The sequence below is a fragment of the Flavobacterium sp. C3NV genome, from assembly GCF_046825355.2.
Taxonomy (GTDB): Bacteria; Bacteroidota; Bacteroidia; order Flavobacteriales; family Flavobacteriaceae; genus Flavobacterium.
On record NZ_JBKQBJ020000017.1, the window covers coordinates 19,218 to 45,217 of the forward strand.

A 26,000-nucleotide genomic window follows, 5' to 3' on the forward strand; every position below is an offset into this window, starting at 1 on the left:
TAAAACTTTAATTGTTTTTACTATCCCCTATTTCCTTTATTCTATCTCCAATAATGGTAATCTGATTTCTCCAATTAAACTTTGATTCAGATAAACTAATTGCCTTTTTATAATTATTCTCCAAATCAACTTTTAATTCAAAAACCTCTTTCAAAGCCTCCTTTAGAGCATCAACATCCCCAATCCCAATAATTTTACCTAAATTTCCATTAGCTGAAATATCTTTTGTACTACTCACTTTTGTGCTAATAATATAATTTCCAAAAGCTAAGGCTTCTGAAAAAACCATCGGCATACCTTCTTTTGGAGATGTTAAAAGAAATACTTTAGCTTTATTATATATCTCCCACAATTGTTTTCGATCAAATATGGCTCCTGTAAGTATTACCTTTCCACGTTTATCTGGGTTCCTTAGTAAAAAACTCTCATATACTGCTATAAAACTATCCTCCACAGGCCCTACCAACATGAATTTCCATTTTCCAATATTGACACCATCAATTGAAGCCAACATCATTTCATTATTTTTATCAATATGGCCAATTCTTCCAACAGTAATTATTAGATTCTCTTTTTCAGAAAAATTGCGTCTAACTATATTGGTTTCTTCAAAAAGTTCAACATCAAAGCCATTTGACATTAAAACAGTGGCTTTTTTTAAATGATTCCCCCAATTTCCCTCAATAATTCCATTATAGTTTTCCTCAGTTTCTACCGATAATATATCTACGGATTTATGGAGCCACACTTTAATACTATTTTTAAGACCTACCGATTTTTTACTAAAATCAGTATAACCTAAATCAGCTTTAATATAACATATCCCTTTAGGGTTTAATAATTTATATAATTTAGCAAAAATTAAATTTCTATGATTTAGCCAAAATAATGATAATACATCAATACTTTTTGCATTTCTTATCAACCACCATGCCATTTCTTTTTCACTCCACAAAGTCGAATAATAGTTACTAAGCGAACGTATTGGTACGAGTTTTACACCACGGTACTCTCCAAAAAACATCTCATTTTCTTTACTCTTTGGATAAACAATTTCACCTTGAAAGTTCAAATAATCGCTTAAATATTTTGGAACAAGAAACATATCTTTTCCTGAGAACATAATATTAAAATAAAATAGACTTACTAATCTTTTCTTTTCATTCTTAGTATTTATATTAGTCATATTAAACCTTTTTAAGTATTTCTTTAGGCAATGTTAATAAATGACATTCCAATAAAAAAACTATTTTCCAAAGAAGTTTTTTATCAAAATTCACATTAAAAAAATTGCGATTAAAGCCAATGTAAATATTTATTAATTCAAAAACAGAAACATTTCTAGTTGCCATAGAATAATGTGAAGTTAGAGCTGCATTGTTCATGTTTTTTTTAAATCCAATGGTTGAATTATTAAGAACTAAAAAATAAATTTTTTTTAAAATAAATCTCTTTTCTTGTTTTGTTAAATTGAGCTTATATAAATGTTGTATATAGGTGTTAAAATATCCAGAATAGTTTTTAGGATGAAAATAAACATTTTCTCCTGTACTAAAACTACTTGTATTGTTCTTAATATATTCCATGGTTGCTGTGTGCATCAAAGGAATCCATATAAGCTTTGATCTACCAAACATAGATAATTCTGCTCTAAGAATTTCCAAAAGGTACGGAAAAGAGCCATAATTTTCAATACCCTTTTCTAAAATTTTATGATCTTTCAAAACACTATTTTTTGCAAACCACCCAGTTGGGTGATTAAATTTATAAGAAAATTTTAAAACAGATTGAAATCCCTTCTCAAATATATTTTCATTTAAAGAATTATTTAAATTCAACATAGCTTGTCCAAATACAAGATCTTCATCCTTACTAAGATGTTCAATAAACAATGAAATATTGAAATGATCAATCCTATCTCTATCAGCGCATAGCATCACAAATTCACCACGCCCATATGTTAAAGACTTTACTAAATTTACAGCACCCCCGACATTCTTATCGTTAAGAACATACTTCAAACGATTGTCCGAAATTTCTCCTATAAAATTACTTGTATTATCAGTCGAACAGTTATCAACAACCACAACTTCAATATCATCTTTTTCATACATAAGTATTCCTTTTACAAGCTCCAATAGTTTCGCATCTCTATTGTATGTAGGAATACATATACTTAAAAAAACATTATTATTTTTGTCTATCATATTTTATTATCAAATATTTTTTATAAATTTCATTAAAACCTATATGTATATATTTTTTTAGGTTTATATTAAAATCTTCAAAAACAACCAATGGCCATTTCCAATTATTATAACAAAGTTGCACAACTCCTTGAACAATAATAATACCCAAAAGTTGTAAAGAGGTAAACTTTAAGACCAACATAGTTCCCAAAATAATAAAAAAACCTGAAGTCAGTGTAGCAGGTATAAAAGGAATTTTGTTACCTGTAGTTATAAAACCTGCAAAAATTAAATGATTTAACTCTAACAACATAACAATAGAATAAACAATCATAATTTCAAGAGTAGGCAATCCTGTATGTGAACCTATTAACGCTAATATATCTGTACCAAATAACAATATTCCTATGGCACCTGAAATGAAAATAATATAAAAAACCCATACACTCAAGATAAATTCTTTCAAAAGAGTTTCTTTATCATTTGATAATCTCAAAAAAGAAAATCGAGGTTGGTAAACAGTAGTAAAAACCATCGACACTGAAATCACAACTCCAAAAAGCTGTATCATTAAACCATAAGATGCAATTTTATCGAGCGAAAGAAACATCCCAGCCAAAAATATTCCGCATTTACTAGTAGCATAGGACCCCATAGATGCTATACCAAGTTTTTTTGCATTGTACCAAACAATAGAAAACTGATCTAAAACATCAACTCTTTCAATCTTTTGATTTGAAATAGCACTAATCATTTCGTCAGTAAAAAAATACTTATATGATAAATAACGCCCTAAAATAGGAGAAATAAAATTAGAAATAACAACTCCTAACAGACCCATACCAAAAAAGAGAAACAAAAAAGTAAGAAAGACTTGCAATATTCTTGAATACACTATGGCCTTTTGGGACTCCTTTATCATTCCCTTTCCTATCAACAATGAAGTATAATAAGAATAATAAACACTCAAAAACACAGAAAAACAATAAATAACCCAAATTAGAGCTGAATTCTTAATGCCTGAAAAACCATCAGTAACTTTGTAAATATATAATGTACCTAAAGTCAACATAAATACTAAGATTACAAATGCCAAACGGGCAAAAACATATCTAGTAGTTTTGATCATTATAGCCAACAGTTTATAATTTAATCCTTTATTATTTTTATAACTATCACTATCAAATCCCTCTTTTTGTAACTTTTGAGCACCTCCAAAAATATAAGAAATATTACGGCCAAATTGCGCCGAAAATCCAAAATCAAATAGTGTGATTAAAGAACCTACACTAAGAATCAAATAATTCATACCAATCTCATTAACACTTAACATTCTAAGAATCATTGGTAAAGTGATAATTCCAGAAGTAATAGAAAAAAACTGTGTAAAAAAACTCCAATATATATCTTTCTTCGAAACTTTTATTGACATTATAATTATTATAATTTATTATATTTATTTACCACAATCCTACTTTAACACTTATTTAATTAACATTGTCTAAAAAAATCATATTCTTTAAATTTACTTAAAGTGTTGTGACACTATTTATCGTAACAATTCAAAACATCAGCGATTCACAAATTTTAGACATCTACTTAATTAACAAAATTAATCATTCAAATATTCTCTAATCACATCAGCTATATAATCATAATGAGTTTCATTTAAACCTGGCCAAACACCTAACCAAAAAGACTGATTCATTATAATATCTGTATTTGTCAAATCTCCTACTACGCGATGTTCAATATTTGCATAAGCTGGCTGTCTCAATAAATTACCTCCAAATAACAAGCGTGTTCCAATTTTCTTTTCTTCAAGATGCTGAACTAACATATGTCTATCTGCCGCATCACCTTCTCTAAGAGTAAGCAAGAAACCAAACCATGAAGGATCAGAATTTGGAGTTGGTTCAGGAAGTATAAATACTTCTTCAAATTCTTTCATTCGTTCATATAGGGCTGCATAATTTTCTCTTCTACGTTCAACAAAATGATCAATCATTTTTATTTGTGAAACTCCAAAAGCTGCCTGCATATCTGTCACTTTCAAATTAAAACCAATATGAGAGTAAGTATATTTATGATCGTATCCAAAAGGCAAAGTACCTAACTGTTGATCAAAACGACATCCACACGTATTATCTTTTCCTGGTTCACAATAACAGTCTCTACCCCAGTCTCTAAAACTTTCTGCCAATTTTGACAATACAGGATTATTTATTAGTACTGCTCCTCCTTCTCCCATTGTAATATGGTGTGCTGGATAAAATGAAAAAGTAGCAATATCTCCAAATGTCCCTGTTTTTTTACCATTATATGTAGCTCCAAGTGAATCACAATCATCTTCGACTACCCATAAATTGTGCTTTTTTGCCACTCGCATAACCTCATCCAAATCAAACGGATTACCTAAAGAGTGGGCAATCATTATAGCTTTCGTTTTAGGGCTTACTGCTGCCTCTATCATATCAGCCTTTACATTATGTGTTGCAATATCAATATCTATAAATACAGGAATAGCTCCAAATTGGATAATCGGATTAATTGTAGTAGGAAAACCTGCTGCAACCGTAATTACTTCATCACCTGGCTTGATAGCACGGGCTCCTAATTTTGGAGATGTTAAAGCATAAAATGCAACTAAATTTGCAGAAGATCCTGAATTAACAAGCAAGGATCTGTGTGCGCCAAAATATTTAGCAAAATCATCTTCAAATTGATTCGCAAAACGACCAGCTGTTAACCATCCATCCATTGCTGCATCGACTCCATTTAAAATATCTTCAGCACTTATTATTTTTCCAGTTACAGGAATATAATCAACTCCTGGTTTTATTTCTTTCCCTATATTTTTTCCAATAAATGGTAGTAATTGGCTTTTAAGTGTATCATCAATATTTTTATATTCCATTTCTTTCCGTTTTTATAATATTCTTTTTTATTTTATAAATTTTAATTTATGTTTTCTGCAATATATTTCCCTCTGAGTATGCAATCGTCCGTCCAATAATATTTCCATTGCCCAAATCTCCCTGCTAAAATAATATCCCCAAATTTATTTATCATTACCTCCTTTTTACTCCAATCTGTAGCTGGAGTTAAATCATCATTTTCTCGTAATAGCCCAAAATCTGTTAGATAATCAAGGATTGTATTTAATGACTTTTGCCTTTTATGGTCAAAAATAACATTTGCATATTTAATATAGTTGGTATTAACCTCTTCTATATAGCTTTCATTTTTAATAAGTCCCATCTCGATAAGTTCCTCTGCTACTTTTTTACTAATTTGTTCAATTGTTTCTTCTTGTTCTTTATATTTTGAAAAATAAACTTCAACCTGAACTCCACATTTTCCTTGAATTCCATTAGCAGGGGATAATAATTCTGTAAAATTGATTCGAGTAGCATATTTATCATCATCATAAACATACAACCAATGAGAATCAATTGTTGCCGGATGATTAACCACAAAATTTAACAACAAAAGTTCTGAACATGCTAAATCTTTGGCTGCATCTTGTACCTCCTCAGTAGTATCAAGAAATTTTACAAATTCCGGCAAAGGTAGTGTATTAATGAGTTTTGTATACTTTTGCTCGGTGCCATCAGTAAAATAAACTGTTTTTGACTCTAAGTTTATTCTCTTAACGCATTTGTTAAATTGAATATTCATGTCCTTTCTCAAAAGGTTCGTATAACTATAATATCCTCCTGTTTTTGGATATCGAACACTTGTTATATAATGTGTCGATTCGTCAAGCGGACCTTCAAAGCCTTTTTTAACTGTTTCCACATCAGGGAAAAAAACTCTGTCTCCTACCCAATCTGTAGACAGTTGTTCAGGATCTAATGTCCAGTATTTCTTTGTATAACTTTTTACAAATTCATTAGAAAACTCATCACCAAAAGCCAATTTAATCCACTCATCATAATTAGCCGGCTGAACATGATTATCAATATTTTTTCTTGTTTCCAAAAAATCAGAGAGACATTTTGATCTTGTAGGTTCCGGAACCGCATATAAATTAGACTGAGCTGGGTGCGCTACCCAATGCCCTTTATAATAATTAGTTGGAAAAACAGGATATTCTAAAAATTCTCCTTCTACACTTAAATCGAATAAATCTTTGACATATTGCTGCTTGGTAAAAGAAACATGCGGACCTTCATCCCATGTAAAACCATTTATTTTGTGCGAGTAAATATGACCTCCTGAATAACTGTTTTTTTCAACCACCAGACAATTATGTTTCAAGTGATAAGAACAGCTTATACCGGCTAAGCCAGCACCTAAAATCAATATCATACCTCTTTACCTTTATATTTTAACACTAAACCAGCTTCAATAGTAATTTTAGGTTGCCAATTTAATTTTTCTTTTAATTTACCAATAGGTGCACATGCGTGGTTAGTATCTCTCGCTCTGGGAGGATGAGCTCCCCAATCTGCGTTGATTTTTCTTTCTGTAATCTGCTCAATCTTAGCGGCAATCTCTCTCAAATTATAGGATTTTCCGGTACCTAAATACAATTCTTCTTCATCAAAAAGTGCAAAATTATTACTCAGATAAACAAAAAAATCAACAACATCATTAATATGAATAAAGTCTAAAGACTGAAATCCATCAGACATTTTTACAGGTTCTTTAGCATCTACTGCATCAAATAAAATATCCATTATTTTTTTCTGACTATCAATCCCACCATAAATAGAAAATGGCGTCACATTCACCACTTTAAATTTACTGATCTCGGAATAATATTTAAGTATAGGCCTAAATGCTGATTTAGTCGCAGAATAGAGGTAGGTGGGATTGATTACTCCGTCATTAAAATGAAATTCCGAGAAACTACCTATATTTATAAAACACTTTAATTGAACAGTTTTTAATGCGTTTAATAATTTTGTTCCAAAAGTAATATTTGAACTTATTAGCTTCTCTATGTCTTCAATTTCTGCTCTTGAAGTAAGGTATGATGCTAAATGAATCACTACATCCGGCTTTGCCGAAACGATATTTTTCTCCAAATCTGAATCATCCTTTATAACAATAACTTCTTTTGGTAAATCTGAAGTATTTCGGGTAATCGCAAATAATTTATAATTTGTCTGTTCTAAAAATGCAGAAATCAAATTTTTTCCAACATATCCGGTAGCTCCGGTTATAATTATATTCATTAGAAATACTTTTTATTGGCATCAAAATCTTCAAAATAAATATCACGTGAAGAAATTATAGGGTCCAGAATAGGCAAATTAAATCCAAAAGAATTCCATTTTACCCCACCTTCATTTTGTTTATTTTGTACCGTTGTTGTATGATATTCCACAATTGTATCGTTTTCTAAAGACAGGAAACCATGAGCAAATCCTTTTCCTATATAAATTCCTTTTCTATTTATATCAGACAGCTGAATTGTATAATACTTACCATATGTATCAGAACTATGTCTTAAATCAAGAACGACATCCAAAATTGATCCCTTAACAACATAAACCAATTTTTCATGATCATTTGGGCTATATTGAAAATGCATTCCTCTAAAAACATTTTTATGCGAAACTGAATAAAAACTTTCAGTAAAATTCCATTCTAAATTATTATCTATAAAAGTATCTTTATGGATCGTCTTAACAAATTCACCTCTTTCGTCCTTAAATGAATTGTAATTCATCACAAACAGATCATTAAAAGCAGTAGATTCAATATTCATAATAATTATTTATTGTAAAAAAGATTTTATCTGTAAATCTGTAAACTCTTTAATATTATTTCCTTTAAAGAATTCACTATACCAATCCATAGTCATACTGACTGCCTGTTTCGCATTCATTTTTGGGTGCCAATTTAATTCAGTAATAGCTTTACTAATATCAAGTTTCAATAATCCTGCTTCATGAGGTTGCCCTTCTGTCTGTTCAACTATATATTCACCTTTCCCCCAGCTTTCAATTGCCAATTGCAGCATTTCTTCAACTGGTAAAGCATCTGATAATTGTGGTCCGAAATTATATGCTGTGCTATATTTTGTTGGGGCTGAATATAATTTTTGTCCCAATATCAAATATCCTAACACTGGTTCTAAAACATGTTGCCAAGGTCTAACAGATTGAGGATTTCTAATTGTTACCGGCTTTTCAACAGAAAATGCTTTTGCAATATCAGGAATCAAACGATCTTTAGACCAGTCACCTCCACCAATTACATTACCGGCTCTGGCTACTGCAAGAGCTTTTTTATGTTGATTATAATTTTTTACATTGAAAAATGAATTTCGATAAGAGTCGATTACTAATTCAGCGCAGGCTTTACTGGCACTGTAAGGATCGTAACCTCCTAATCTGTCATTTTCTCTGTAAGGATAAATCCATTCGTTATTATGATAAACCTTATCGGTAGTGATTAAAATAACACTACAAGGGTTTTCAAGTAAATTTGCTGCATCCAAAACATTTGCTGTACCAATTACATTTACTTCAAAAGTCTCTGAAGGAATTTCATAAGACAAGCGTACTAAAGGCTGTGCAGCCAAATGAAAAACAAAATCAGGTTTAAAAGATATTAACTCAGCTTCTAAACATTTTTTATTTCTTAAATCGGCGATTATCGAAGTACAGATCGAGGTTCCGTCAATCAAATGAAACAAATCATTTTGAGTTTGTGTTGCCAATGCATAGCCTTTTACCTCAGCTCCCAATAAAGATAAAGTTTTTAACATCCAAGCACCTTTAAAACCAGTATGCCCCGTTAAGAAAACTTTCTTACCTTTATATGTCTTTTTTAATTTTTCAAATAATGTGTCTACCATGTTTTCCATTTTGCATTGCCTGAACTCCACATCGCTTCCAATTCATGTCTATCTCTTAAAGCATCCATACATTTCCAAAAACCGTTATGTTTATATGCTGCTAATTGTAGATCCTTCGCTATTGCTCCTAAGGGTTCTTTTTCCCATTGAACATCTTCAACGTCATCCTCAAGATATTTAAAAATTCCAGGTTCTAGAACAAAAAATCCACCATTAATCCACATTCCATCTCCAGCTGGTTTTTCAATAAAACTATCAACTTCACCATCATTCCCAATTTCCAAATTTCCAAAACGACCAGGCACCTGAACACTCGTTAAAGTAGCTAATCTCCCATGTGATTTATGAAATTTCAATAATTCTGATAAATTTACATCTGCAACTCCATCTCCATAAGTGAGCATAAAGGTTTCATCTTTAACGTATTTTTCAATACGTTTTAATCTTCCTGCTGTATTAGTATGCAAACCAGTATCTATCAATGTAACTTTAAAAGATTCAGTTTCTGAATAATGAACATTAATGTTATTATTAGCCAGTTCAATTGTAACATCAGAATTATGCAAATAATAATTATAAAAATATTCTTTTATATAAGTTGCCTTATATCCAAGACAAATAACAAATTCATTATAACCATGTTGCTCGTACATTTTCAAAATATGCCACAAAATGGGTTTACCTCCAATTTCCACCATTGGTTTAGGCCTAGCCTCAGTTTCTTCCATAAGACGAGTTCCAAAACCACCTGCAAAAATTACTACTTTCATTATTTATTTTGTTATTAAATTGTTATTATATCTCAATATAAACATTATTTGTTAACGGATAGCTACAACACAATAAATATTCATTATCATTTAAATCAGTCCTTGGCTTACTTAATCCAATCATTTTCATTTCTCCTGATTTAAGAGTTGCCTTACAAGTACTACAGTTACCGGTTTGACAGGAATAAGGTAATTCGATACCAATTTCTAATACTTCCTCTAGTACAGACTTACCTTTATTAATAGCTACTTTATTTTCAATACCTTGAAATTTTAGTACGATATCTTGATTACAGATTTCTTTAAAATCTTCGGGGTTTTTAACAATTTCAAAGTCTTCGGAAAACAAATTGCTCAAATTCCCTGAAATACTAAGTAATGAATCTTTGATTATTTCTTTTAATCCAATGGGTCCACAAATATAATGTCTTATTGGTTCATTTATCTTTTCCACCAATTCACTTATAAAAATAGAATTAATCCTTCCATGAAAATTATGCGAATCTTTATTAAAAAACTCTTCTTTTGAGTAAAAATAATAAATTTTAAAACGCTCAAAATAAGTTTGTTTAAGCTTTTCCAGTTCATCATAAAAAATTACTGACGCTGTAGATTTATTTCCATAAACTAAATGAACACTAACTAATGGCTCCGTAGTTAATAAAAATTTTATCATAGAAAAAAGAGGTGTAATACCACTTCCAACTCCCCAAAAAACAACTGATTTTAGTGACTCATCTTCTTCAAATATAAAATCCCCTAATGGCTCTTGCACTTCAATTACATCATCAACTTTTACATTGTCATTAATATAATTAGAAACAACCCCTCCTTGCACACGTTTTACAGTAACATTAAGTGTTGAATCAATTGTTGGAGTTGATGAAAAAGAATAAGGCCGAACATACCTTCTACCATTAATTCTAAATTGTAATGTTAAATATTGACCCGATAGATATTTAATTTTTTTTAACCCCGGTTGCTTAAAACATAATGTAATAGTATCATCAGTTTCTTTTATAATTTCCTGAACTTTTAAAGTATAATTTTTCATGTTTTTTTATAACAAAAACTTTAATTAACTAAATTTTTCAAAATTCTTCTAAAGATTAAATAAAAAATCATCATAAAGCCTCCTAAAAAGCCTCCTATAATAATTCCTTTTGCTTTTCCAAACCTTTCTTTTGCTAATGGTAAAATAGGGCTATCAATAACCTGAATTAAAGGAGTTTCTTTACGCAAAGTAACTTTTGCTAGTTCAGCCTGTTTTACTAATTCAGTAAGAATAGCAGTATTAGCCTGAACGTCTACCTGTCTGCGTGCAGAAGGGGCACGACGAACATTAAGTGCAGGGTTTAAATTAAAAGTATTATCATTAGCAACGGCAACTCCTGTTATTGCTCCATTTAATTCCTTGCGTATCGAATCTGTTTGACGTTCTAATATAAGCATATTATCACGAGATTTTTTGCTTTTCGTGTTAATATAAAAAACAGATACTTCTTTAGCTAATGCTTCACAAAAATATTTTGAGAATAATTCATTCGGTGACCTAACGTCAATATTAATAATTGCAACCTTTTTATCTTTCTGACCAACTGCCAAACCATTCTTTGATAAACCTTCGTATAACTTACCCAAAATACTATCTTGCGTTCTTGTAAAATATTTACGATTAGAATTTGGTAAAAACTCAATCTTAGATAATTTAGGATTTTTAGCCCAACTTTCTCTCCATTCATTGTTTTGAATATACATTTCGGCCAAAGAGATAATTTTTCCATTATATGTAATCGGAGACAATAATGTTTTCTCTACCATTGCTCTTGATTTAAATAATTCAGTGAGGTTTGAACCAGTAAAAATTCCACCACCACTACCTCCTAAATCCAATCCAAACGAACTTGCCAGACCTAAAGCGCCACCAAGCCCTCCACCTTTTTCATCTTCTAATGCAAAAGATAAAGTTGCTGTATAAATGGGCTTCTTAATAAAAGAATAAGTTAATCCTAAACTAGCTCCAATAATTCCTGCTAAAAAAATTATTTTCCATTTAGAAATTAAATATAAATTCCATTCTTTTCCTTTCTTTATTAATTCTTTTAAGGAAATCTCGTTATTTTTAACAGGTATATTATCCATTAATTTATTTAAAAGCTGTAACAATTAACAATGCTAAACTCGCAAAGGCAGTACCAAGACCAGCCCATTCTCCAGCACTCATTTTTTTCTTTTCAGGTTTTTCAGGAACTACAATTTGTGAGTCTGGCTCTACTCGAGGATAAGATTTAAAAAATAAAAAAGAACTTGTCACTGCAGCTTTTCCATTTGGATAAATAATATAAGCTTTTCTTTTCCATCCCTTACTATCTACACCACCTACTGAATTGATATAATACTTAAATCCTTTTCCACTTCGATATGGTATTTCGGAAGTCAACAATACATTCCCTGTTACTTTTACCCCTTCATTATAAACAGCTACTTCTATCTCATCTCCAGGGAATAATGTCACATTTGAATAATGATTTTTATCCTTTACAATTTTTTCCCAATTTACAGGAATAGTCACATATTTTAAATCTTCACTTAGCTTTTTACTTAATTTTTCTTTAATAGTATCACTTTTTGATAAATTCAGATCAATGCGCTCTAATTGTTCAATTTGTTCTTTTTTAATAGGTCTTTTAATCTTCATTCCATCTAAATTGGCAATAGATGTTAGTCCTCCAGCTCTCATAACAACGTTATAGACTGTCTCTTTTTTATTCGCTAAAACATACTTACCAGGATAACTTACAGCACCAACAACTGAAACCATTTCCGGCTTTTCGTAAACTGCCATTCTTCGAATATTAATAACGTCAAAAGGCTTTAAAACAAAATTTTTAATTTGTTCATTATTGTTCGCTGTAATTTCAAGTTCTACTAATTCGATACGTTTAGGATCGGCATCATCAATTTCATCAGACTTTACCATTCTTGCAATCTCCACTCTTTTAGATGCTGAACCTGTAAGACCACCAACCTGAACAACCAAATCATTTAATGTCAAATTTTCAAAATATTCATATTCTCCTGGATTTTTAACCTCTCCATCAATCGTAACCTTATATTCTTCTCTAAAATCCAAAATAGAATATACGGTTACAATATCTTCTCTTTTTAATGCTATATCTGAATTTAAGTCTCCTGATAAGGCCGCCGCTAAATCAACATTAACAATTTCTGTAGTTAAATCCGTTTTTAAACGAATAATCCTTGCTCTTTTTGTATAGGCATCTTCTTTAAGACCTTCTGCTCTTGCAATAAGATCCGAAATTCGCATTCCTTCATTATAAGAGTAATAATCCGGTCTAAAAACTGCACCCTCGATTTTAATACGGTTCTCAAATCGGTTTAAAATTTTAGTAATCCTAAACACATCACCAGATTGTGGCAAATAAGAATTGTATTCGCTTTCATTTATATCATGCACTTTGAATTCTTTTCCTGTCTTCTGCATTACATTTACTGAAGCTGTATAAGCAAATTCATTAAAACCAGATGCAAAATTCAATAAATCAGAGAATTTTTCACCTTTTTTCATCTCGAAAATCCCTGGCCGTTTTACCTCACCCTCAACTGTAACTCTCTGGCTATAAGCTGGAATTCGAATTACATCATTATCTTTCAAACTCACATTATCAGATTGGTCTCCTTTAACCAAAAACTTATAGATGTCTACATTTTTGTAGACTTTATTATTTCTAATTAATTCTATATTTCTATAACTTCCATTCTTTCCTGGTCCTCCCGCTAAATGTAAAGCATTATACACTGTTGCCAAAGAAGAAATAGAATAATTACCTGGCTGTTTTCCTCCTACAATAGTAATTTTAATAGTACGAATTCTACTTAAGCTTACACTAACTTGTGATTGCCCGGAACTTACTGTACTATAAACCCTTGCAATAGATGCTTTTATTTTTTGAGTAGCTGCTTCGATTGACATTCCCGAAACCGAAATTTGACCAACGTAATCTATCGTTATCTTTCCTTCTACGCTGACTGGGATACTGGCATTATATTCCTGAACACCATAAACACTTACCTGTAATTCGTCTCCTGGTCCCAGAACGTAATTCATAGGAGTTGCTAATTTTAAATCAGGTTCAAAATTTAAAGTAGGATTATCAAATAATTCAGAGCCGAAAATTAAAGCATTTACAGAATCCTTTATTTTCTCGTTTTTAATTGTCTCCTGTTTTCTTCCAAACTCAGAATCCTTATCTACTATTTTAGGTTTATTATTTTTATCATTAACATCTCCTTTAGCATTTTTCTTATCAAATTCGTTAAGTTTAATTCTCAATTTATTAAATTCAGCTTGACTCATCCCTTTTGATAAAGCCATTGACTCTACACTATCAATTGTTGCATTGTTACTTTTTAACTGAGCACTAATTTTAGCTAAATCATCATCAGACAAATAATCAACTTTAACAGTGCTTAAATCCTTTGATTTAAGTATGTCCTGAGCATTTGCATTAAATGCTAACAATAAAATAAAAAGCAGCGTAAGAACGTATGTTATTTTTTTCATGTGAAATTATAATTTAACCTACAGTTTAGTTTAAATAAAATTACTTAAAGTTTATGAATATTGTTTTTGATAATACTCTTTATACGAACCAGAAGTGACATTTTGTAACCACTCTTCGTTATTGAGATACCAATTGATAGTTTTTTCTAAGCCTTCTTCAAAAGTAACAGAAGGTTTCCAACCCAATTCTTTATTAATTTTCGAAGCATCAATAGCATATCGCAAATCATGTCCTGGTCGGTCTTTTACGTAAGTAATCAATTCCTGAGATGTTCCTGCAGACCTACCTAATTTCTCATCCATAATTTGGCATAATAATTTTACCAAATCAATATTTTTCCATTCATTAAAACCTCCAATATTATAGGTTTCATGATTTTTTCCTTTATGAAAAACTAAATCTATAGCAATCGCATGATCTTCAACAAAAAGCCAATCACGAGTATAATTCCCATCTCCGTAAACAGGTAATGGCTTATTATTTATAATGTTATTTATAAAAAGTGGAATTAATTTTTCAGGGAAATGATAGGATCCATAATTATTAGAACAATTTGTTAAAACATAAGGTAATCCATAAGTTTCTCCATAAGCTCTTACAAAATGATCTGAACTTGCCTTAGAAGCTGAATACGGCGAATTAGGATCATAAGAAGTAGTTTCTGTAAAAAGTCCCTCCGCTCCAAGAGAACCATAAACTTCGTCGGTACTAATATGATAGAAACGTTTCCCCTCAAAATTATCTTTCCATTGATTTTTGGCTGCATTTAATAAATTCATAGTTCCAATAACATTTGTTTTTACGAATGCTAAAGGATCTTCAATAGAACGATCGACATGTGACTCTGCTGCCAAATGCAAAATACCATCAAAATTATGTAATGAAAAAAGTTCATTTATAAAATTCTCGTCTACTATATCTCCTTTTACAAAAATATAGTTAGGCTGGTTTTCAATATCCTTAATATTTTCCAGATTACCCGCATAAGTTAATGCATCTAAATTGAAGATTTGGTATTCAGGATATTTATTTACAAAACGCCTTACTACGTGTGAACCAATAAAACCAGCACCACCGGTTATAAGAATTTTTTTCATTTTAAATTTCAATTAATTTAATAGATCTGAATTTATTTTTTCTAACTCACTGTAGATATCCTTAACATCTTGTGAGTTTTCTTTTTGTAAAATTAAATTTGCTGTATCAGTATACACAAAAATAGTATTTTTTAATCCCAAAAAAGTAGTATGCTTACCAGAACCAATTACCATATTTCCATTTTTATCAACAGGATGATTTTTTGATACTAAATAATCATAAACCGATTCAAATGATCCTAAGTCTGACCACGAAAAAGCAGCAGGTACTACTTTTATTTTTTTACTGCGCTCCATAACAGCATAATCAATGCTGATTGATGGAATTTCTAATGATAGATCCAAATCTAAAAAACCATTTTTACTTGCTTCCCAGACAGCTTTAGATTTCTCATAAACATCCGGCTGAAATTGCTTTAGTTCCTCTAAAAGAACACTAGCTTTGAAACAAAACATTCCGCTATTCCATAAAAAATTCCCTTTTGCAATAAATTCTTTTGCTGTAGTTTGATTTGGTTTTTCACGAAATGAAATTACGTTATCTCCTTTTGACTCGATATAACCATATCCAGTTTCTGGTTTGGTAGGAATAATTCCGAAAGTCACAATAAAACCATCCTGAGCTTTTGAAACAGCCTCATTAATTGCTTTATTATAATCCTCTATTTTATCAATAATGTGATCTGAAGGTGTTACAATTAATATATCATCAGGATTTGAAGCAAATGCCGCAAAAGCTATGGCAGCAGCAGTATTTCTAGGTGTTGCTTCCACTATGTTTACATAAGAAGTTTTGGTTTTATCCATAACTTTTCCGCTCAAGTGATGATTATCTACATTACCTACTACCATTACCTTATTTGCTAAATGACTGTTACGATCAACAGTTATCTCAAATAAAGATTTATTTTCAAATATCTCTAAATATTGTTTAGGTTGGCTTTTTCTTGAAAGCGGCCATAATCTACTACCTACTCCACCAGTTAAAATAACGTGAGTTATTGACACTCCCATATATTATATTTTTTTTAATTGTTTTTCAGCAACCTCTTTTCTAAGGTTACTACTCGAAAATCGATGATCTCTAACATTAAAGTATAATGTTATTCCTTTCTGCTCACAATAATCACGTCCCGTAAAATTTTTCTCGCGATATTCATTACCAATAATACGTACATCTATTTTAAAAGAGCGCAAAATATCTTCCAGATCTTGCTCGGTGGCATAAGGAACAATTTCATCTACAAATTTGCAGCCTTTTAATTGTATATATCTTTCTACTACTGTCTGCGAAGGACTATTTTTTTCAGGACGATCAAGTGTTGGGTCTGTCTGCAAACCTACTATCAAATAATCGCATTCCCTTTTTGCTTCTTCCAACATTTTAATATGTCCGGCATGTAATAAATCAAAAGCACTAAAAGTTATTCCTACTTTCATAATTTAATTTAAAAATTAAAGTCTATTATCAGCTATACTACCCAAAACTCCTTTAACATCGTATAATAAACTATTTTCTTTTTGCAACTCTGAGAAATTTAATTCTAAAAATTCTTTGTGAGAAACTCCGAGCACAATTGCGTCAAATGTATCATTTGGCAAAGTGTCAATTGTTACTAAATTATATTCTTTTTTTACATCATTCGCATTAGCCAATGGATCAAATATTGTCACTAAGATTCCGTATTCTTTTAATGCCTTTACAACATCTACAATTTTTGTATTACGAACATCTGGGCAATTTTCTTTAAAAGTAATTCCAAGCATCAAAAGACTTGCTCCATTAACCGAAATTCCTTTTTTGATCATCAACTTCACTATTTGTGAAGCAACATACTCTCCCATGCTATCGTTCAAACGTCGACCTGCTAAAATTATTTCGGGATGATATCCAAATTCCTGAGCTCTTTGTGCTAAATAATAGGGATCAACACCAATACAGTGTCCTCCTACTAATCCTGGTTTAAATGGTAAAAAATTCCATTTTGTTGATGCGGCAGCTAATACTTCCTGCGTATCAATATTCATTAAATTGAATATTTTAGCCAGTTCATTTACAAAAGCGATATTAATGTCTCTTTGTGAATTCTCAATAACTTTAGCCGCTTCTGCCACTTTTATACTTGGTGCCAAATGTGTTCCAGCAGTAATTACGGACTTATATAAATTGTCAACTTTAAAACCAATTTCAGGTGTTGAACCTGAAGTAACTTTTAGTATTTTTTCGACTGTATGCTCCTTGTCTCCGGGATTTATTCTTTCTGGTGAATATCCGGCATAGAAGTCTTCATTAAATTTTAATCCTGAAACTTTTTCTAAAACAGGAACACATTGCTCTTCAGTAACACCTGGATAAACTGTTGACTCGTAAATTACGATATCTCCTTTTTTTAATATTTTACCAACAGACTCACTCGATTTATATAATGGAGTCAAGTCTGGTCGATTATTTTTATCTACTGGCGTAGGAACTGTAACTATAAAATAATTACAATCTGCAATATCGTTTAAAGAAGTCGTGCAATACAATCCGGCTTCAGAAGTGGAATTATCTACTAAAACATTCTGCAATGTAGCATCATCAACTTCTAATGTTGTATCTGTACCCGATTTTAAAGAAGCTACTCGTGCTTCATTAATATCAAAACCTATAACTGAATATTTAGTAGCAAATAATCGAGCCAAAGGCAGGCCAACATAACCTAAACCAATAATGGCGATTTTTATGTTTTCGTTCAATTTGTAATCTTTTTTATCTATTTCAGTCATAACAATTCACGGCTTCGCCACTCTGAGTCACAAAGATTGGACACAGATACTCTAAAATCATTTTCGGCAAATATAGCACATTAAGTCAATTTATTCAATACGGTTTCCCGTAATACAGAAAAAACTAACAAATAAATAGCAACACTAAGCACCAACACACTATCTATCAGTATGTAAAAATTTACCTTATAAAAAAAACAGAAAATAAAATCTCTATTTGGAGAAATTTTACCTTCTGTTTATTACCAATAGTTACACAATATAACTATATTATTTATATTTTATTTTAAGGACACACCCTAAAGATTCCAAAACTAACGTATAATAAGTATTTGAGATTTCCTGAACTATTGCATCCTGATTACTAAAAGCTCCTGATTCTAATTTTATACGATCACCAACCTGAATCGAAGATACTGAAACATCACTTAAGTTAGGAGATGCCAAACTTGTTTTTATGATATTAATTTCTTCATCACGAACAATCGCTGGTTTTCCTAACCAAAACAAATACCGAACTACACCAGAGATCTGAAAAACGGAATTGCGATCGCCATCTTCTAACTGAACAAAAACATAGGAGTTAAAAAGCGGCACCTCAATCTTCTTCTTTCTATCTGTCCATTGTTTGATTTGAATTATTAATGGACAATAACATTCAATTCCAATTTCATTGAGTTTTTCTGCAACTTTTTTTTCCCATTTGGGTTTTGTATACACTACATACCAATTCTTCATTTTTCTTTTTATTGAAATAAAACCTTAAACCAATCTTCCCTTATTCATTTCATATTAAATTTCACCTCAATATCTTTTGCAATTAAGAACCTATTCCTTTATAAATGAAGCCTATTGATTCCAATTCTTTTGCATCCAGAATATTTCTTCCATCAAAAAGAAATGCCGGTTTGTGCATCGAATCGTAAATTTTTTGCCAATCGTAAGTAGTAAACTCATCCCATTCTGTTAGAATCGCAATGGCGTGGGCATCTTTGCATGCTTCATAAGCATTATCAAATATTGATAAGGCTTTGCTATTTGCTTCATCACTTCTGGTTTCTAAATAATCTAAATCGCTAAGCATCTTATTTCTCGAAACCTTTGGATCATAAACAGAGATTTTTGCCTGCTCATTGATAAGATCATCAGCAACATAAATTGCAGCAGATTCTCTGGTGTCATTGGTATCTTTCTTGAAAGCCCATCCCAAAAATGTAATTTTCTTATCCGCAACCGTATTGTATAAGGTCTGAACTATTTTATTCGAAAATCTTCTTTTTTGATGATCATTCATTATAATTACCTGCTCCCAATAATCAGCCACCTCATTTAATCCATAAGATTTTGCAATGTAAACTAAATTCAAAATGTCTTTTTGAAAGCAAGAACCTCCAAAACCGACTGATGCTTTTAGAAATTTCGGCCCAATTCTGCTATCCATCCCAATTGCTTTTGCCACTTCGCTGACATCAGCACCGGTTTTTTCGCATAGTTCAGACATGGCATTGATAGATGAAATACGTTGTGCCAAAAATGCATTTGCCGTTAGTTTAGACAATTCTGATGACCAAACATTTGTCGTTAGGATTTTATCTTTGCTGACCCAATTTGCATAAACATCAACTAAAGCATTAATGGCTTCTTCACCTTCCGGTGTTGCATCTCCACCAATTAAAATTCTATCCGGATGTAATAAATCAGTTACAGCAGTTCCTTCAGCCAAAAATTCAGGATTTGATAAGATTTGGAACTGAACTCCATTTCCGGTATTGTCTAAGATACTTTTTATAGCCTCAGCCGTACGTACTGGTAAAGTTGATTTTTCGACAACAATTTTATTCTGCTTCGCTACTTTGGCAATTTGTCTTGCACAAAGTTCGATATATTTTAAATCGGCAGCCATGCCTTTTCCTTTTCCGTAGGTTTTTGTTGGCGTATTTACAGATATAAAAATTACCTGAGCTTCATCAATAGCTTTTTCTACTTCTGTTGAAAAGAAAAGATTTCTTCCTCTTGCTTCAGCAACTATTTCTGAAAGTCCCGGTTCGTAAATCGGAATATTATCTGTATTTGGATCGTTCCAGTCTTTAATTCTTTGTTCATTCAAATCAACAACTGTGACTTGAATATTCGGGCATTTTTGAGCAATTACTGCCATTGTCGGACCTCCAACATAACCTGCACCAATGCAACAAATTTTTGTAATTTTCATTTAATTTACTATTATCTTGATCCTTATTTTATTTTAAATTATTCCAATACCAGCTTACAGCCTCTTTTAATCCATCTTGCAATGAATATTTAGGATCATATCCTAAAACTGTTTTTGCTTTATCGATACTTGCCAGTGAATGCGGAATATCTCCTGCTCTATTTTCTCCATAAACAATTTCTACATCAGCAATTTTAGCATCAAATTCTGATAGATATTTTTTTAAGTATCCTACCAGATCGTTTAATGTATTGCGATCACCAAATGCGGTATTATAAACTGTATTTATAGCTTCCGGATTTTGACTCGTCATTGCCAATTCATTCATTTGAATTACATTTTCGATATAAGTAAAATCACGGGAATAATTTCCGTCTCCATTAATAACGGGACTTTCATAATTCATTAACTGATTAACAAACTTTGGAATCACAGCGGCATATGCTCCATTTGGATCTTGCTTTCTTCCAAAAACATTAAAATAACGCAAACCTATCGTTTCTAAACCGTAAGTTCTACTGAAAATTTCAGCATACAATTCGTTTACATATTTTGTAATTGCATATGGTGATAAAGGTCTACCAATAACATCTTCTACTTTTGGCAATCCCTGAGAATCTCCATAGGTTGAAGAACTTGCTGCGTATACGAATCTTTTAACTTTTGCATCACGAGCAGCTACTAACATGTTTAGAAAACCGGAAACATTAACATCATTTGTCGTAATGGGATCATTTATAGATCTTGGAACAGAACCTAAAGCGGCCTGATGCAAAACATAATCAACTCCATCGACGGCCAAAATACAATCGGCAATATTTCGAACATCTCCTTCTATTAATTTATAATTTGGATTCTCTATAAAATCTTTCAAATTATGACGGTGCCCTGTAGAAAAATTATCCAGACAAACTACTTTATGTCCCAATCCTAAAAAATACTCGGACAAATTGGAACCAATAAAGCCCGCTCCACCTGTAATTAAAATTGTATGTTGAGTTGATATTTTCATATGACCAATTATTTTTTTCTGAATTTATTCAAAATTTCTTTCCAGAAACTTAATTTATTTCCTTCATCATGATAACCGTTTGAGTAAGCTCCATAACCATACCCATATCCATAAGCCGTGCCATATTTCGCTTTATTCTCATAACCATTTAAAATAATACTCGCGTTTGCAAGCTCGCCGCGCTGCACCCTGGTATTTAGCAACGTTATCATGTCTTTTTTAGTATAATTTTGTCTCACTATATAAAGCGTAACATCTGCAAATTGTGCTAACTCTAATGCATCTGACACTAACCCAACCGGAGGCGTGTCCAGAATAATATAATCGTATTGCTGTTTCAGCTCCAAAATCAAGTCCCGCATTGCATCGCTCAAAATTAACTCTGACGGATTTGGCGGAATTGGACCAGAAAGAATAACATCAAGATTCGGAATTTGTGTAGGGTTTATAATCTCAGCTAAACTATTTTGTTTTATTAAATAATTTACAACCCCTATTTGATTTTTCAAATTAAACTCATCTGCCAATCTTGGTTTTCTTAAATCCAAACCAATGATTACTGTTTTCTTTTCGCTTAAAGCGAAAACTGTAGCGATGTTTATCGAACAAAAGGTTTTTCCCTCACCACTTATAGACGAAGTGATCATCAATGTTTTTGAACCGCTTACTTGTTGTTTTTTATATAAAAACTGCAACGAAGAACGAATCGTTCTAAAGGCTTCTGAAAGTGCTGATTTTGGTTTATCGAAAACCGCTAAATTCAGAGAATCTTTATTAACCCCAATCACTCCAATTAATGGTATTTGAGTTAATTTGCTAATATCTTCAGTATTCTGGATCGAATTATTAACAAAGAAAATTCCGAAAATGAATAATAAAGGTATTAAGGTTCCTAAGAATAAAGCTAAAATATAATTTACAGAAGTTTTAGGACCTATTAATCCTCCGCCAATATCTTTTGCGGGATCGATAAAATGAAGATCTGATAAATTTGATGCTTTTACAATCTCAGCCTCATTTCTTTTCTTCAAAAATTCATTATAAATATTATCACTTAAATCATATTTTCTCTGGATCTTCAATAATTCCTGCTGTTGTTCCGGAAGTCTTTTTACAGTACTTTCGGCCTGACCAATTTTAGAATTTACCATTGCTAAATCTGTCAATAAAGATCCTTTTGCAGAAGCTATATTTTCCAGCAAAACATTTTTTACAGCCTGCATTTGGTTGTCAAAATCTTTAAATATCTTGTCGCTTTTTACCGCATAAGCCATTTCTGATCTTTGCGTAGAAAGGGCAATAAGTTTTGAGACGTTTACAACAACATTTGGGTCTTCGATTCCTGCAACAGATGGCGCAGGCAATCTCGAATAATCAACGCTATTATTTAAGTAGGATTTTAAAGAATTGTAATAGGCAATTTTTCTTGTAACCTGATCTCTTTCGACATCAAAATCCATGATTTTATCTGAAACCTTTTCTCCTCCGCCTTCTATTTCATAAATATTTTTATCTTTTCTAAAGGTTTTGAGTTCACTCCCCGTTTCTTTCAATTGCGACTCCATTGCAACAAGAGTACTATCAATAAATCGTATGGTATTGTTTGCAAACTGATTCTTCCCGTCAAGCTGAAGTTTGATTAACATTTTTACCGTAGCATTCAAATACTCCACCATTCGTGCTTTGTTTGTTCCCTGCATTGATAATGTCAATATCGACCCGCCTTTATCATCAGAACTAACATTTACTCCTCTATAGCCTGATACAGTACCATCAAAATCATTGAATTTTACAAAATATTCGTTCCCTGTGTACATACCGGGATTATCATTGATTTGAAGTTTCCAGTTTAAAAAAGGTAACGAAACTTGTTCTCCAACCTTATATTTTTTTACAAATTCTGTAGGCTGAACCGCAGTATTGCTATAAGTATTATTAGAATAGGTTATTAATGAAACCGAATTATTCTCGAAAGGGATGCGAATTTCATATTCATTGGCACTCAAGAATTTAATACTGATCAAGGTGTTTGCCAATTGACCTTTTGACTTGTCTATATTGACATAAAAAGGAACAGCACCGTAAGAATCGACCAAATTGTATTTTCCTTGTGTAAGGTAATCGATATAAAATTGCAATTTATCTACAACCAATTCGTTATGAGATCGTGATTGTATTATAGTCGAAATTCCGTTTACCTGATCTGAAACCCCTCCCCAATTAAAAACTAAACTGGTATTTGATGTAAAAAATGGATTTCTTTCTTCTTTAATAGAAACCATGGTTTGCATGGCGTAAATTTTTTCTTTTCGAATATTTACCTGATATGCAATTGTAAAAGCAATGATCAAACTAGCTAAAAACCATTTCCAATAACTTAAAATCTTCAACAAGAATCCTTTAAAATCAAAATTTGAATGATTCTCAAAAATGGAAAAATCTTTTATATCTAACATTTTTTGAATTTAAGTTTAGTTTTTAAGCAATAGAAAAACTGTCGTGGCCAATGACAAAACAGTAATAATTGTAGTTATGGATTCTATACCTGTTTTTCCTGTTCCCCAACTTTTTTGTTTAAGTGGTTTTACATAAACATAATCATTTGGTTGTAAATAAAAATAAGGTGATTTTATTACATTAACATCTGTTAAATCAATATCATGCATTTGTACGCCGGTTGGAGTCTGACGAATGATCGTTACTGCTTTTCTATTCCCGGTTATGGTTATATCTCCTGCATTTGCAATAGCTTCCATGATATTTACATGTTCCTGAAACAATGTTTTTGTACCCGTACTTCCTACTTCGCCATTTATTGTATATCTAAAACCTGCTAATTTTACGGTAACAAAAATATTAGCTTCTTTTTTAAAATATTCTTCCAGTAATTTTTTTTCAATTGTAACCCGAACTTCTTCAAGAGTATATCCTATAACATTAATTTCTCCTAAAATAGGCATTCTAATATTACCGTGATCATCAACTGTAAATCCGTTAAAATATAACGTCGATTCAGATTTTCCTGCTCCCGAAGAAACTTCTGTTGTATTAAAAATTGAAACTAATTTAGGGTCTATCGCTTTTATATCGACACTTAAAATGTCATTTACCTGTAATCTGTAAGGTTTAGATTCTACTGCAGCAATATTATTTTGCTCTGCTGAAGTATTTTTATCCTGTAAATAGGTTAAATCTTTTACTGGAATACAGGATGTAAACAACACACTAATTAGCAGTAGTATATAAAAGCCGTTTTTTGTCATTATTGAAATTTTATCGCAAATATAGCTTTTCCTTTAATCTTCAGAAAATCTAACCTTTATTTGGGTTTATTTAATTGTTTTTGAAAGTTTTTTCGAACGGAACGCGATGTAGAATACTTCTTCCGAGGGTAATTTCATCTGCATATTCTAATTCATCGCCTACTGATATACCTCTGGCAATTGTAGAAATTATAATTTCTGATTCAGCAATTTGTTTATAGATATAAAAATTGGTTGTATCACCTTCCATAGTTGAGCTTAGGGCAAAAATAATTTCGATTACTTTTCCCGCTTTTACTTTTTCGACCAAACTCGAAATGTTTAACTGACTTGGACCAACACCTTCTATCGGAGAAATTTTGCCGCCTAAAACATGATAAATTCCTTTGTACTGACCGGTATTTTCGATCGCCATAACATCACGAATATCTTCGACTACGCAAATAGTCTGATGATTTCGCGCGAGATTTGCACAGATTTCGCAAACTTTTGTGTCTGAAATATTATGACAGCTTTCGCAAAATTTAATATCCTCACGCATATTTAATAATGCCTGAGATAAAAAGCCCGTTTGCTCTTTTGGCTGTTTTAATAAATGAAGCACCAAGCGCAATGCCGTACGTTTACCAATTCCTGGCAATTGTGACATTTCGTTGACCGCTTTTTCTATTAATTTTGATGAAAATTCCATGACGACAAAAGTAATATTTTTAATGGTTTAGTAGACTTGGCGACAACTAAATTCAATATGATCAAGAATACTAATTATAATTACAAAAGTTCTTTCTAGCCCAGATGATAACGGCATCCTTTTGTGGTGGGGTTCACCACAAAAGATATAGTGGACAGCTGGAAATAGCTCCTAAAAAAAATTAATATTGATTCGTAGCTAATAAAACCAAAGTACAAGCAACTTCTGCCTTAATATTATTCAATTCTAATAATTGATATAATTCGGGATTTTCGGTTCCCGGATTAAAAACTACACGCTTTGGCTGTGCTTCAATTATATAATTATAGTAATCACGCTGACGCGCAGGATTTAGATATAAGGTCACTGTGTCTATATTTTTTACCGGAATTGCTTTGGTTTGAATTTTTACACCTGCAACTTCTCCTGTGTTTTGACCAATTGCTAATACAGTATGTCCTTTTTCGACTAACATATTTATGGCTCTAAAAGCGTAACGATCTGGTTTAGTGGTTGCACCCAGAACTAAAGTTTTTTTATTTTTCATCATTTTTAAATATTTTACAAAAGTAATCAAAAAGAATGAGCTTATTT

23 protein-coding genes are annotated in these 26,000 nt (G+C 31.5%); all 23 read right to left on the reverse strand.

The features are described from left to right. Positions 1-7: 7 nt before the first annotated feature. Positions 8-1,186 (reverse strand): glycosyltransferase family 4 protein, encoded by a 1,179-nt coding sequence (locus ACIDC4_RS20415; RefSeq protein ID WP_412043725.1) that lies wholly within the window; start codon positions 1,184-1,186, stop codon positions 8-10. Position 1,187: 1 nt separating this feature from the next. Next, positions 1,188-2,207 (reverse strand): glycosyltransferase family 2 protein, encoded by a 1,020-nt coding sequence (locus ACIDC4_RS20420; protein WP_412043724.1) that lies wholly within the window; start codon positions 2,205-2,207, stop codon positions 1,188-1,190. Continuing rightward, entirely contained in the window at positions 2,191-3,621 is a 1,431-nt protein-coding gene (gene wzx, locus ACIDC4_RS20425; RefSeq protein ID WP_412043723.1) for an O-unit flippase-like protein, read from the reverse strand. The genes ACIDC4_RS20420 and wzx overlap by 17 nt, the downstream gene beginning before the upstream one ends. Before the next feature lie 180 nt (positions 3,622-3,801). Then, entirely contained in the window at positions 3,802-5,106 is a 1,305-nt protein-coding gene (rfbH, locus tag ACIDC4_RS20430) for a lipopolysaccharide biosynthesis protein RfbH (protein ID WP_412043722.1), read from the reverse strand. 41 nt (positions 5,107-5,147) lie between these two features. Next, a complete protein-coding gene (locus ACIDC4_RS20435; RefSeq protein WP_412043721.1) occupies positions 5,148-6,503 on the reverse strand; it encodes a protoporphyrinogen/coproporphyrinogen oxidase in 1,356 nt (451 codons plus the stop codon). Beyond that, entirely contained in the window at positions 6,500-7,375 is an 876-nt protein-coding gene (locus ACIDC4_RS20440; protein ID WP_412043720.1) for an NAD-dependent epimerase/dehydratase family protein, read from the reverse strand. Before ACIDC4_RS20440 ends, ACIDC4_RS20435 begins: the two co-directional genes overlap by 4 nt. Continuing rightward, positions 7,375-7,911, reverse strand: a complete 537-nt coding sequence (locus ACIDC4_RS20445; RefSeq protein WP_412043719.1) for a dTDP-4-dehydrorhamnose 3,5-epimerase family protein — start codon at positions 7,909-7,911, stop codon at positions 7,375-7,377. The genes ACIDC4_RS20440 and ACIDC4_RS20445 overlap by 1 nt, the downstream gene beginning before the upstream one ends. Before the next feature lie 9 nt (positions 7,912-7,920). Next, positions 7,921-9,006 (reverse strand): CDP-glucose 4,6-dehydratase, encoded by a 1,086-nt coding sequence (gene rfbG / locus ACIDC4_RS20450; protein ID WP_412043718.1) that lies wholly within the window; start codon positions 9,004-9,006, stop codon positions 7,921-7,923. Beyond that, positions 9,000-9,776, reverse strand: coding sequence for a glucose-1-phosphate cytidylyltransferase (gene rfbF, locus ACIDC4_RS20455; RefSeq protein WP_412043717.1), 777 nt, complete (start codon positions 9,774-9,776; stop codon positions 9,000-9,002). The genes rfbG and rfbF overlap by 7 nt, the downstream gene beginning before the upstream one ends. Positions 9,777-9,801: 25 nt before the next feature. After that, complete coding sequence (locus tag ACIDC4_RS20460) at positions 9,802-10,830, reverse strand: FAD-binding oxidoreductase (RefSeq protein ID WP_412043716.1); 1,029 nt, start codon at positions 10,828-10,830, stop codon at positions 9,802-9,804. 20 nt (positions 10,831-10,850) lie between these two features. Next, the gene (locus tag ACIDC4_RS20465; RefSeq protein WP_412043715.1) at positions 10,851-11,918 is read right to left on the reverse strand and encodes a Wzz/FepE/Etk N-terminal domain-containing protein; all 1,068 of its coding nucleotides are present in this window, start codon (positions 11,916-11,918) and stop codon (positions 10,851-10,853) included. Between the two features lie 4 nt (positions 11,919-11,922). Further along, entirely contained in the window at positions 11,923-14,361 is a 2,439-nt protein-coding gene (locus ACIDC4_RS20470; RefSeq protein WP_412043714.1) for an SLBB domain-containing protein, read from the reverse strand. Positions 14,362-14,412: 51 nt separating this feature from the next. Continuing rightward, positions 14,413-15,459 carry a dTDP-glucose 4,6-dehydratase gene (rfbB, locus tag ACIDC4_RS20475; RefSeq protein ID WP_412043713.1) on the reverse strand — a complete coding sequence of 349 codons (1,047 nt, stop codon included), beginning with the start codon at positions 15,457-15,459 and terminating at the stop codon, positions 14,413-14,415. Positions 15,460-15,471: 12 nt separating this feature from the next. Further along, positions 15,472-16,473, reverse strand: coding sequence for a mannose-1-phosphate guanylyltransferase (locus tag ACIDC4_RS20480; protein ID WP_412043712.1), 1,002 nt, complete (start codon positions 16,471-16,473; stop codon positions 15,472-15,474). A gap of 3 nt (positions 16,474-16,476) precedes the next feature. Beyond that, positions 16,477-16,899: an adenylyltransferase/cytidyltransferase family protein gene (locus ACIDC4_RS20485; RefSeq protein WP_412043711.1), complete on the reverse strand. Its 423-nt coding sequence runs from the start codon at positions 16,897-16,899 to the stop codon at positions 16,477-16,479. A 15-nt stretch (positions 16,900-16,914) separates the two neighbouring features. After that, on the reverse strand, positions 16,915-18,228 hold the full coding sequence (locus ACIDC4_RS20490; protein WP_412043710.1) for a nucleotide sugar dehydrogenase: 1,314 nt from the start codon (positions 18,226-18,228) through the stop codon (positions 16,915-16,917). A 270-nt stretch (positions 18,229-18,498) separates the two neighbouring features. Further along, positions 18,499-18,966, reverse strand: coding sequence for a UpxY family transcription antiterminator (locus ACIDC4_RS20495; protein WP_230033088.1), 468 nt, complete (start codon positions 18,964-18,966; stop codon positions 18,499-18,501). Positions 18,967-19,048: 82 nt separating this feature from the next. Continuing rightward, on the reverse strand, positions 19,049-20,440 hold the full coding sequence (locus ACIDC4_RS20500) for a UDP-glucose 6-dehydrogenase (protein WP_412043709.1): 1,392 nt from the start codon (positions 20,438-20,440) through the stop codon (positions 19,049-19,051). 28 nt (positions 20,441-20,468) lie between these two features. Beyond that, complete coding sequence (locus ACIDC4_RS20505) at positions 20,469-21,452, reverse strand: SDR family oxidoreductase (RefSeq protein WP_412043708.1); 984 nt, start codon at positions 21,450-21,452, stop codon at positions 20,469-20,471. A gap of 8 nt (positions 21,453-21,460) precedes the next feature. Then, the gene (locus tag ACIDC4_RS20510; RefSeq protein WP_412043707.1) at positions 21,461-23,908 is read right to left on the reverse strand and encodes a polysaccharide biosynthesis tyrosine autokinase; all 2,448 of its coding nucleotides are present in this window, start codon (positions 23,906-23,908) and stop codon (positions 21,461-21,463) included. A gap of 15 nt (positions 23,909-23,923) precedes the next feature. Then, the gene (locus ACIDC4_RS20515) at positions 23,924-24,715 is read right to left on the reverse strand and encodes a polysaccharide biosynthesis/export family protein (protein ID WP_412043706.1); all 792 of its coding nucleotides are present in this window, start codon (positions 24,713-24,715) and stop codon (positions 23,924-23,926) included. 70 nt (positions 24,716-24,785) lie between these two features. After that, positions 24,786-25,406 carry a recombination mediator RecR gene (gene recR, locus ACIDC4_RS20520; protein WP_078005993.1) on the reverse strand — a complete coding sequence of 207 codons (621 nt, stop codon included), beginning with the start codon at positions 25,404-25,406 and terminating at the stop codon, positions 24,786-24,788. A gap of 181 nt (positions 25,407-25,587) precedes the next feature. Then, on the reverse strand, positions 25,588-25,953 hold the full coding sequence (locus ACIDC4_RS20525) for a CoA-binding protein (RefSeq protein WP_230040847.1): 366 nt from the start codon (positions 25,951-25,953) through the stop codon (positions 25,588-25,590). Positions 25,954-26,000 lie beyond the last annotated feature (47 nt).